Annotated in this window: 10 protein-coding genes; 3 read left to right on the top strand and 7 right to left on the bottom strand. The window is 44.6% G+C overall.

Translation table 11 applies throughout. From position 1 onward, the window contains the following. The 7 genes from RDN93_RS08000 to RDN93_RS07970 form a co-directional block, all read right to left on the bottom strand. Positions 1 to 801, bottom strand: coding sequence for a LytTR family DNA-binding domain-containing protein (locus RDN93_RS08000; RefSeq protein ID WP_308745014.1), 801 nt, complete (start codon positions 799 to 801; stop codon positions 1 to 3). Further along, on the bottom strand, positions 794 to 1,825 hold the full coding sequence (locus tag RDN93_RS07995; protein ID WP_308745027.1) for a histidine kinase: 1,032 nt from the start codon (positions 1,823 to 1,825) through the stop codon (positions 794 to 796). Before RDN93_RS07995 ends, RDN93_RS08000 begins: the two co-directional genes overlap by 8 nt. 43 nt (positions 1,826 to 1,868) lie before the next feature. Beyond that, complete coding sequence (locus RDN93_RS07990; protein ID WP_308745013.1) at positions 1,869 to 3,173, bottom strand: TolC family protein; 1,305 nt, start codon at positions 3,171 to 3,173, stop codon at positions 1,869 to 1,871. Positions 3,174 to 3,175: 2 nt separating this feature from the next. Then, a complete protein-coding gene (locus tag RDN93_RS07985) occupies positions 3,176 to 6,208 on the bottom strand; it encodes an efflux RND transporter permease subunit (protein WP_308745012.1) in 3,033 nt (1,010 codons plus the stop codon). A 10-nt stretch (positions 6,209 to 6,218) separates the two neighbouring features. Next, positions 6,219 to 7,286: an efflux RND transporter periplasmic adaptor subunit gene (locus RDN93_RS07980; RefSeq protein ID WP_308745011.1), complete on the bottom strand. Its 1,068-nt coding sequence runs from the start codon at positions 7,284 to 7,286 to the stop codon at positions 6,219 to 6,221. Positions 7,287 to 7,502: 216 nt separating this feature from the next. Beyond that, on the bottom strand, positions 7,503 to 7,844 hold the full coding sequence (locus tag RDN93_RS07975) for a type II toxin-antitoxin system RelE/ParE family toxin (RefSeq protein WP_308745010.1): 342 nt from the start codon (positions 7,842 to 7,844) through the stop codon (positions 7,503 to 7,505). Then, entirely contained in the window at positions 7,834 to 8,127 is a 294-nt protein-coding gene (locus tag RDN93_RS07970; protein WP_308745009.1) for a hypothetical protein, read from the bottom strand. Before RDN93_RS07970 ends, RDN93_RS07975 begins: the two co-directional genes overlap by 11 nt. Positions 8,128 to 8,298: 171 nt before the next feature. On the opposite strand from RDN93_RS07970, the gene RDN93_RS07965 reads away from it, so the two are divergent. The 3 genes from RDN93_RS07965 to RDN93_RS07955 all read left to right on the top strand — a co-directional run bounded on the left by RDN93_RS07965 (position 8,299) and on the right by RDN93_RS07955 (position 11,435). Beyond that, positions 8,299 to 9,600 carry a Na+/H+ antiporter NhaC family protein gene (locus RDN93_RS07965; protein ID WP_308745008.1) on the top strand — a complete coding sequence of 434 codons (1,302 nt, stop codon included), beginning with the start codon at positions 8,299 to 8,301 and terminating at the stop codon, positions 9,598 to 9,600. Between the two features lie 106 nt (positions 9,601 to 9,706). After that, on the top strand, positions 9,707 to 10,258 hold the full coding sequence (locus RDN93_RS07960; RefSeq protein ID WP_007761788.1) for a 30S ribosomal protein S16: 552 nt from the start codon (positions 9,707 to 9,709) through the stop codon (positions 10,256 to 10,258). 181 nt (positions 10,259 to 10,439) lie between these two features. Further along, positions 10,440 to 11,435: a GntR family transcriptional regulator gene (locus tag RDN93_RS07955; RefSeq protein ID WP_308745007.1), complete on the top strand. Its 996-nt coding sequence runs from the start codon at positions 10,440 to 10,442 to the stop codon at positions 11,433 to 11,435. The last annotated feature ends 32 nt before the right edge of the window (positions 11,436 to 11,467 follow it).

The following is an 11,467-nucleotide window of genomic DNA, read 5'->3' as shown; positions in this document are numbered from 1 at the left end:
CTAATAATTCAGCCACATTCTGAAAGAAGCCATTTTGTCTTTGCTGACGATGATTTTATCCTTGAAAGGCGGCAATACATGGACGACTGATTTCCCCAGGAAGTAGGATTCGATACGTTGGATGGCATCGATACAGACCAGCGTCTGACGGTTCGTGCGAAAGAACCGGTCGGGATCCAGTTGCTCACACAATCTGTCCAAAGCCAAATCAATAAGATATTCCCGGTTCTTGTGCGTCACGGCAAATGTCAATTTATTCTCTGAATAAAAATAAGCAATGTCACTGACTTGCAGAGTAAGCAGTTTCTCGCCACTGGAAATCAAAAAACGTGTGCGGTACTTTTTATGCGCAGACGAAGAAGACTCCTGCGCAACAGCAAGCTGCTGCAAGACTTCCATCATCCTGCTTTCAGATTTGAAATCATGGATATAGTTTTTGCTCAGTCCCTCAAAACGCCGGATAGCCTGCAACAGCCGTTCCTCATGAATCGGCTTCAAAAGATAATCGATGCTGTTCACCGTAAAAGCACGTACCGCATATTCATCATAAGCAGTGGTAAACACAATCATGCTTTCAGGACGGGCTTGTTCTATAAAAAGAAACGAATTACCGTCTGTCAACTGAATATCCAGAAAAAGAATGTCAGGATGGGGATGCCGGGCGAACCACTCCACTGCCTCTTCGATATTCCCCGGCAATAACTGTACTTCCCAATCGGGACGCAAAGCCGACAAAGTGTCACGAAGCAAACGGGCAGCCGGAATCTCATCCTCTATTATAGCAGCTTTTATCTTACTCATGGAGCAAAGGTATTTTGACTGTAAACTCTTGCAAATTATTCTCTATCACAATATCACGATTACACAGCAATTTATAGCGGGCAGAAAGATTCTTTAATCCTGTACCGAAAGCGGTCGCACTCTTCTTAGCCTGTATCCGGTTTCTGACCACCAGTTCTTTCTCCTTTTCGAGATAAAAAAGTTCAATGGTCATCGGCTTTCCCATATGGATAACATTGTGTTTTATCACATTTTCCGCCAACAGTTGGATAGTGAGCGGTGGAATCTGAGAGTCCAGGCAGACTTCCGGCAGGCGGTTATCAATATGGATACAGTCTCCCAGCCGCACCCGGTGCAGGAAAATATAAGAATTCAGAAAATCCAGTTCTTCCCGCAAAGTTGTCAGCCGTTGATTCTGGCACTGAAGCGTATAGCGATACACGTCTGAAAGATGCTGGGTGAACAGTTCCGCATTGGCAGGGTTGTAACGGATTTCAGAAATCAATGTATTCAGGCTATTAAACAGGAAATGGGGATTCAACTGGTTTTGCAATGCAGTATAACGTGCCGTATTGTTTTCTTTTTGCAGGGCGGTCGCTTCCCGTTGCAGTTTCAATGCATTCCGCATGGAACGATTGGCTAACAGCAATCCCAAAATGACCAGTTCCACCAGCCACACGGTAATCAGAATCCGCCATCCGCCATTGGGAAACACAAACGGACGGGCCGCTCCCGCCAGCAGTTTGGCTGTTATCAGCAAACCGTAGTTCAATAAGAAAAACATTCCCATTACGACCATATAGACGGATATTAATTTCCAACGACGGTGCAGGTTCAGCGCGTACTGATTATCCATCCATGTACTCAATCGCATCGTCGCATATCCCAATACATTAAATGCCAGTATGAAGAAAGTCAGTGTGCCGGCAGAATGAAATACATCGGCAACCTTATCGGGAAGGGTAGCATAATTAATCAATAACAGAAAAGAGAATACTCCCAGTCCTGAAAATAACGCTACATATAATAAGGTATTCAACTTCATATTCATATCACAACCGGTTCTTCTCATACAAAATTACTATTTTTTAGCGATAATCATAGCCATGAAGGGCTTTTATTAATTCCGAGTAATGTCCTTGCGCCGCCGCTTTCGCTTGCACATAGTTTACCTGGGAAGTCTGCCGGTAGGTCTGCGCATCGATAACTTCCACCACAGACACCTTTCCTTCATTGTAACGCTCCACTGCTTTTGCCTCGTTTTCTTCCGCTTTTGCCAACGAACTTTCACTCAAACGGACACGTTCGATGGCTTGTGACAATGCCTTACGCGCTACACCCACTTCCAGTTCCACCTGATCTACGACTTTGTTCAGATTATCTTCCGCCATTCCGATGCGTAAGGAAGAAGCACGTTTCTCGCTTTTCCGTTTTCCCCATTCAAAAATAGGAACGGATACTTTGGCGTAAACGGCATAGTTAGGGTCTAAGTCTTTCTTGAAATTATAACCGGGAGACGAGTAACTGCCATCTACTCCTACATAGAATTGAGGTTTGAATTGCGAATCGTTCAACTTTTTAGAACTCTCAGCTATGCGGATACGGTCATAAGCCATCCGGATTTCAGGACGTGTCATTCCGGTGGAAAACCATAGAGAATCGTTCATTGCCACCAATGGTATCTGGGAATCCAGTTCTGTCGTATTCTCCAGTTGAACTCCAATCATAGAGTTCAATGCCATCCTGCCCGTTTCAAAATTACTTTGTGCCTGGAGCAGTTGATATTCCGCTTCATTCAGCTTCACTTCCGCCATCAATAAGTCCTGCGGGTCTACAAGCCCGACTTCCACCCTTTCCTTAATTGTCTTTACCAGAGAGGCTATCGAATTACGGAAGTCTTCGGCAACGGACACGATCTCCCGCCGGGCTACGGCACTCCAGTATTGCATATCCGTCTGATAACAGACTGCATCATTCAGCACGTTCGCCTGGTTGCTTGCAAACGACTGCTGATGTTGCGCCATACGGATAGACTCCAGTACACGCCCGCCTGTATATACCGGTTGCAGGATGGAAAGAGAAGCTCCATAGTTCAAGTTCTTTCCTTCCACCGTCTTCGACAATCCCAGGGAAGGGACATCCAAGGTCAGTTCCAACGGATTGCCTGTGTACTGGAAGTTGGCGGCTCCCGAAAGTTTCGGTTTCAAATCCGCGCGTGCGGACTTCTCTATTTCTACGCTGGCGGCAATGTTTTTTTCTGCCGCTTTCAGGTCGTGATTATAATCCAATGCCATCATCCGGTATTTCTCCAGCAGGGGACTTTGCTGCGCCATGGCGGGTAAAGCCAGAAAAGCGCAACAGTAAAACAATGGATAAAATATTCTTTTCTTCATTTTTACTTTCCTTTTACTTTATAGAACATAGAATACAGTGCAGGAGTGACAAACAGAGTCAGCCCCGTAGCAAACGTCAGTCCGAAGATAATGGTAGCGGCCATGCCGCCGAACGCTACATCAAACAACAGAGGAACCATACCGAAAATGGTTGTCGTAGCCGCCATCAATACCGGACGGGTTCGGGAAACCGTAGCCTCAACGATTGAAGTGTACAAGTCAATCCCGCTCCGGTGCTGCACGTTAATCTCATCAATCAGTACGATTACATTCTTGATAATCATTCCGAGCAATCCCAGCCAACCGGCTATCGGAAAGAAACCGAAATCAAAGCCTGTCAGCAACATGCCGACAGCGATACCTATCAGCGAGAGGGGCAGGATGCAAATGATAATAACCGGTTCGCGGAAGTTGCCGAACAAAGCGACCAAAATAACAATCAATGCCAGAAATGCTAATGGAAAATATTTTGCGATAGCCTGCATTGCTTCTCCCTGGTCTTTATACTGTGCGTCCCAGAAGAAAGTATAACCTTCGGGAAGTTGCATATTCTCGATTTCCTGCCGGATTTCCCCATGTACTTCTGCCATCGTATATCCCGGTTTCACACCGCACATGGCAGCCATTGAAAGTTGGCGGTTATAGGTTCGAACCTGTGGAAATTCCCAAGTTGTCTCTATCCGTTCCGTCACTTGTGAAAGCGGAGCCGACCTTTCTCCGTTCCAGATAGAGAAATCGCCTAAAGAGCCGGTGTCGGTTATATCTACATTGCCCGATTTCAAAAGTACGGGTACTTTCTTTTCATCATCCCGGTAGATGCCAACGGGCAATCCGTCATTAATAGACTTCACTGATTCCATCATAGAAGCCTTGGTGATACCTAGCGCTCCGGCTTTCACCGGGTCGTACACCGGGCGGATAACCATCGACATATTACCCCACTCATTACGGGCATCCGCAACTTTCGGATTACGCCGCATCACTTCTATCGCCTGTCCGACCAACGAATCGAGCACGGCAGGGTCCGGCCCCAGGAAGCGGGCTTCGATAACCGCTTCCGTCAACGGGCTCAGTTCGAACTTATTTACTTTAATCAGCGGTTCCGGGAACTTGATTGAAATCGAATCCTGCAAACGGGCATGTAACTGGCGGGAAAGTTTCGACGTCTTACATTTTACCAGTATCTGCGCATAATTGGACTGAGGACCGAAAGATACATTAGACAGATAATAACGCGGCGGTGTCCTTCCGGCATACGTAGATACCATCTCCGTCTCCTCTTGCCCGCGAATAAAATCCGCCATCTCCATTGCCATCTTATCCGTCTCTTCTATCCGTGTCCCTTCGGGCAGCCACATATCCAGCGTGAAATATTGCTTGTCCAATGCGGGCACAAACACTTTCGGGATAAATTTAAAGCTCCAGGCAGACAATACCAGCATCACGACCATGCATCCTACAGTGGCATACCGGTGATTAATCACCCACCCCAGAGCCGAACGGAACTTATCATAATATTTACCTGTAAAAAGAGCAGCCTTTAGTTCGTCGGGTCTTGGCCGACGGACAAACTCCTGAATAAAGAAAGGAGTCTGCGTCAGCGCAAAGACCCAACTGAACATCAGCGAAACGCCGATAACTACAACTAAGGATGACAACAACTCGCCGGTAATGTGCGGCGAATAATATATAGGTAAAAAAGTTAAAATAGCAATGATTGTTGCCGCTAATAACGGTAATGCCGTCGCGGAACAAGCCCTCATGATAGCCACCCGCTTACGCATTCCCCGCTGCATATTGACCAATGCCGAATCGGAAACCACGATGGCATTATCCACCAACATTCCCATAGCAATGATAATAGCGGCAAGTGACATACGCTGCAAGGCTATTCCCTGTGTCAGCATGACTATCAATGTGGCAAAAATAGAAAAGACCAATCCGCTACCAACCAGGATGCCGTTCTTGAATCCTATAAAGAAAAGCAGAATAGCAACCACCGTTACAACAGAAATAATCAGGTTTAAGATAAATCCCTGATTTGCCACGGCCGATTCATATCCTTGGTCGTAAATCGTCTGCAACTCAAACCCTTCGGGCATCGTCTCCGAGAATTGGTCTATCTTAACTTTAACCGCTTCAGCCATATCGACCACATTTCCAGTGGGAACGGTAGAGATGGCAACTCCGACCGCCGGTTTTCCGTCAATCCGCATTTTATTGGCGGGCGGTGTTTGATAGCTTTCTTTTATTTCGGCAATATCAGCCAGACGGAAATGTTCTCCTGTACGAGATACGATAGTCAGATTCCGTATATCGTCCAACGAATAGAAGTTTCCGGTTGATTCGATACGTATCCTGTTCACTCCGGCATCAATACCACCGGCATCCACCACCCGGTTCTGCGCATCGAAAGCACGGGAAATATCCGCCGTAGTAATGCCGCTCCGCGCCATCACAGACGGGCTGAGGATAACATCAATCGTAGGAGACTGTACACCATAAATTTCTATCTTCGCTACGTCTTTCACTTTGAGCAACTCATTCTTGATAAGCTTTGCCTGGTCTTCAAGTTCCCGGTAAGAATGTCCTTCACCGGTCAATCCATAGAAAACACCCAATACGTCACCAAAATCATCGTTTACTACTGACGGGCCTGCCCCGGCAGGAAGTTTCGTTTGTACATCATTGACTTTCCGGCGAAGCTTGTCCCATAGCTGCTGCATCTCGTCCGCACGGATTTCTTTCTTTACGTAAACCGTTATCTTAGAAAGCCCTGCGCGGTTTTCCGTCTTGAGGTAGTATAATTCCCCCAATGACTGTATAGACTCTTCCAAAACATCTGTCACCTGCGACTGCACTTCGGAAGGAGAAGCTCCCGGATAAGGAGTCAGCACCAATGCCTGTTTGATTGTAAAGGGAGCATCTTCCAACTTTCCCATTTTCACATAGGAAAGCAGTCCGCCGCCCAATACGAGCAGTAACAGCAGAATAGTCACCGACTTTTTCTGCAAGAAATATTTAACGAATTTCATACTTTTCCACTTACTTTTGAGCAGTTACCGGTTTTTCCTGTTTCTTATTCATGACTTCTACCGACGTTCCTTCCGACAGAAAACGCAGTTTGCTGACAGCCACCGTTTCTCCTGCCTGCAATCCACCTTTCACTTCCACTTTTCCATCCGGAAGCAATTCACCCAACACCACTTTTTTCCTTGAAACTTTTCCTGTCGCATCATCTACCGTCCAGACATAATCTCCCTCACTAGGGCGATGGCTGAGAGCCGTTTGCGGCACAGTCACCATCGGAGCCGATGATGGAGACGGAAGTTCAAGCAGCATCTTCCCGGAAATGCCTGCGCGCCATTCTCCCTGTTTGTTAGGCAGCAACGCAGTCAACAGAAAAGAAAGATTGTTCCGCGTAGTGCTTTTGGAGACTTCCACTACTTTTGCCGGATATACGGTATCCGGGCGAACATCAAAACGGACGCCTACTTCTTTTATTTTTTCTGCTTGAAACGCTATATCTTGCGTGATATACGCCTCTATCTTCAGTTGAGTGATATCAATGAAAGAAACGACAGGTTGAGTTGCTTTTACATCCTGGAACTTCTCGATATACACCTCTCCGACGTATCCGTCGAAAGGAGCAACCAGCCGGGTATCACTCAGTTCATTCGTTGCCGTTTCAAAAGCAGTCTTGGCAGAAGTATAATCGGCACGTGCCTTTTCATAGGCGCTTGCCGATAAATTATCTTTCTCATACAGCACCTTAATCCTTTCAAACTCCGCTTTTGCCTGATTGTAGACAGCTTCCGCACGCTCTTTGCGAATACGGAAATCACGGGAGTCTATTTCAGCAATAATATCCCCGCGATGATAGAAATTTCCGGCATACACCTCGAAGCGGTCAATCGGGCCGCCTACCCTGAAAGAAAGTTCTGTTTCCTTGAATGGTTTTGATATAAACGAGAACTCACGTTCCGATGAGGGCATCAGGGTTTCCGCTTCCGCTACCTTCACCCGTACAGGTTCATCTGCCTTTTTCTCTCCCCCACAGGAAGCAAACAGGCAAAGGCAAAAAATACATACTGAGAATTTAGTCGTTGTCATTCTATTCTAAATAAGTTATGTTATCAACGGCGCGAAAATAGAGGAAAAGGGAAAGAGTATCCGTTTTTTAATTTCCGAGACGGAAAAAGAAGGAGATGAAACGGAAAAAGAGAAAATGAAATAAAACTAAAGAAAGTGTCCTGCCCACACAAAATATACCGTGAGGCAAGACACTTTCTTTTTTTAATATATTAATGTTTTTAAGAAAGAGGAGTCTCAGACAGATCCATTCTCTTTCAAGATATTCCTCAATTCTTTATCTGTCAAACTTTCGCGATCAGATTTGTCGTAAATGTAGTGTAAGCCTATTTCTTTTTCTTCATCAGAAAGAGTAACGATAAGAGTAATAATTCTTGCTCCTGCACTCTTTCCTTTCCCTTTGGAGGATATACTCATACGTACTTTATGCAGCCCATTTCCTAAATCTACACCTTTCTCCGGATTCTCTAACAATTCAGCAGAAAGAGCCAACAAATCCTGCTTCAACGACTTATATCGCTTAGACAGCTTCTTTACTTCTTTTTCAAAACAGCGATATACTTTAATCTTATAATTCATTGAGTAAATCTTCAAACGGACGGCCTTTTAATTTGCCTTCACGTGCCAACTTCATGTCTTTACAAACTTCTTTCAAATCAGCTATGATTTCGGCCTTTGTTTTATAAGGTTCGGCAGCTTCAGCAACCACATTCGGCATCGCTTCACTTCCCTTTATATCATATTTGAGCACTTTCTTCAATTTTTCCAGCACCTGCATATTATCAGTATTCAATATTTCACGAATCAACTCATTTTGCATTGATTCCAATGATATAGTATTCATTATTACTCCTTTCCTCATTAAATGCACATTTATTAGCAAAGATAGTGCAAATCATCGATTCCTCAAATAATTATCATTCATTTTTATGACCTGATGATACTCATTCATAATTTGCGACTTCCTTTGAAAAACATTACTTTTGCACAATCGTTTAAAATAACAGAAAAACGATTACTATATATTCTATTTATGACTGAAGAAAAAATACATAAAGACCGTACCGGAAGCTGGTGGGCACTAAGTCCGTTGCTCGTATTCTTATGCCTTTATCTCGTGACTTCTATCCTTGTCAACGACTTCTATAAAGTACCTATCACGGTTGCTTTCCTCGTTTCTTCCTGCTACGCCATCGCCATTACCAAAGGATTGAAACTGGACCAACGCATCTATCAGTTCTCCGTGGGAGCTGCCAATAAGAATATTCTCCTGATGATATGGATATTTATCCTTGCCGGAGCCTTCGCGCAGAGCGCCAAGCAGATGGGAGCCATCGACGCGACCGTCAACCTGACGCTGCATATTCTCCCCGATAACCTGTTGCTGGCAGGAATATTTATCGCCGCCTGCTTCATCTCCCTGTCCATCGGGACCAGCGTAGGCACCATTGTCGCCCTCACCCCCGTTGCTGTCGGACTGGCGGAAAAGACAGAGATAGCCCTTCCTTTTATGGTAGCTGTCGTGGTCGGCGGTTCTTTTTTCGGAGATAACCTGTCGTTTATTTCAGATACAACCATCGCCTCAACGAAAACACAGGAATGTGTGATGCGTGACAAATTCCGAGTAAACTCCATGATAGTAGTTCCGGCAGCCATCATCGTATTGGGCATTTATATCTTCCAGGGATTATCCATCACCGCACCCGTGCAGATACAGACTATCGAATGGATAAAGGTTATACCATATATAATAGTATTAGGAACAGCCGTTGCCGGCATGAATGTAATGCTCGTATTAATTATAGGTATATTGACGACCGGAATCATCGGCATCGCTACTGGAAGCTTCGGAGTCTTCGACTGGTTCGGAGCTATGGGAACCGGAATAACGGGAATGGGAGAACTCATCATCATCACCCTGTTGGCAGGCGGTATGCTGGAAACCATCCGCTATAACGGCGGCATTGACTTTATTATCCGGAAACTGACCCGCCACGTCAACGGCAAACGGGGCGCAGAATTGAGCATCGCCGCCTTGGTAAGTATCGCCAACCTGTGTACCGCCAACAACACCATCGCCATCATCACCACAGGACCGATAGCCAGGGATATTGCCCAAAAGTTCCATCTCGACCGGAGAAAGACCGCCAGTATTCTCGATACGTTCTCCTGCCTGATACAAGGGATTATCCCTTATGGAGCGCAAATGCTGATTGCGGCGGGACTCGCCAATATCTCCCCTATCAGTATCATCGGCAATCTCTACTATCCTTTCACGATGGGAACCTGCGCATTACTCGCTATCCTGTTCCGATATCCGAAACGATATTCGTAAAAAAGAGGCAAAATGTTTGTCAATCAAAAGAAAAGCCGTATCTTTGCGCCCGCTATTACGAGATAATAGCATAATTCAAATCAATCATTAAAAACAATTATTTAAAATGGCAACTAGAATCAGATTGCAGAGACACGGACGTAAAAGTTACGCGTTCTATTCAATTGTAATTGCAGACAGCAGAGCACCACGTGATGGTAAATTTATTGAGAAGATTGGTACTTACAACCCTAACACCAATCCTGCTACAGTAGATTTGAATTTCGACGCTGCATTGGCATGGGTACTGAAAGGTGCACAACCAAGCGACACTGTACGTAACATCCTTTCTCGTGAAGGAGTTTACATGAAGAAACATCTTCTGGGCGGTGTAGCAAAAGGCGCATTCGGAGAAGCAGAAGCAGAAGCTAAATTCGAAGCTTGGAAAAACAACAAACAGTCAGGTCTGGCTGCTTTGAAGGCTAAACAAGACGAAGCTAAGAAAGCTGAAGCAAAAGCACGTCTGGAAGCAGAAAAGAAAATCAACGAAGTGAAAGCAAAAGCACTCGCTGAAAAGAAAGCTGCTGAGGCTGCTGAAAAAGCTGCTGCTGAAGCACCTGCAGAAGAAGCCGCAGCTCCGGCTGAAGAGGCTCCTGCAACAGAAGCTGCTGCTGAATAATTTTCGGCAGATTCCGAATAAGAAATCAGGAAAAAGCTATAAATCCTCTCCGGTTCGCCGGAGGGGATTTTTTTATTTCATTTTATGCTATAAAACATAATAAATAATTAGTCCTTTTTAGAATAAAATGCCTTTCTTTGCATCAGCATAGTTCAGCACAGTTATCTTTTATAAAATTAATATGAAACGAACTGATAGAAAAGCAACATTCGGACAACAGTCGAGTAAGGTCACGCAATTAGCAGATACTCTTAGTCAGGCTATTTCCAGGAAAGAATTCCTTGAAGGAGATTCTTTGCCTTCTATCAATCAGTTGAGTGCACAATACGGAGTATCGCGTGATACGGTATTTAAAGCCTTCCTTGATTTACGCGAACGGGGATTGATTGACTCCACTCCCGGAAAAGGATACTATGTGACGAGTCAGGTAACAAACGTCTTACTGCTCCTCGACCAATACACTCCTTTTAAAGAAGCACTATACAACAGTTTCGTCAAGCATCTGCCTATTAATTATAAGGTAGACTTATTGTTTCATCAATACAACGAACGACTGTTCAATACCATCATCCGTGAATCCGTAGGAAAATACAATAAATATATAGTGATGAATTTCGATAACGAGAAATTCAGCACCGCCCTAAACAAAATTAATCCTGCCAGGTTACTGCTACTTGACTTCGGCAAATTCGAAAAAAAGAAGTATTTCTATATCTGTCAGGACTTTGACGAGTCATTCTATCAGGCATTATTGTCACTGAAAGAAAAAATGCACAAATACCGCCAAATCGTTTTCCTGTTCTCTAAAGGACTGAAACACCCGCAAAGCAGCAAAGAATATTTTATCCGTTTTTGCGAAGAGCAGGGATTCTCGTATGAAATACAGGAAGATATTGAAAACCTGGTGGTACGAAAAGAAACAGCCTATATTGCTATCAAGCAACAAGATGTAGTAAAGGTAGTGAAACAAGGAAGGCTGGAAGGACTGAAATGCGGAAAAGATTTCGGTCTGCTGGCATACAATGATATTCCTTCTTACGAAGTTATCGATGAAGGAATTACTTCATTGAGTATTGACTGGGAAATGATGGGGAACGAAGCGGCAAATTTCGTCCTCAACGATGCGCCTATACAGAAGTATCTTTCTACTGAAGTCAGGCTTCGAAAGTCACTCTAATTTTTTTTGCCACACTATCAGCACAGTTCAGC

The organism is uncultured Bacteroides sp. (assembly GCF_902491285.1).
Taxonomy (GTDB): domain Bacteria; phylum Bacteroidota; class Bacteroidia; order Bacteroidales; family Bacteroidaceae; genus Bacteroides.
The sequence above is the reverse complement of the archived record's forward strand: the minus strand, read 5'-3'. Positions and strand labels throughout refer to the sequence as shown.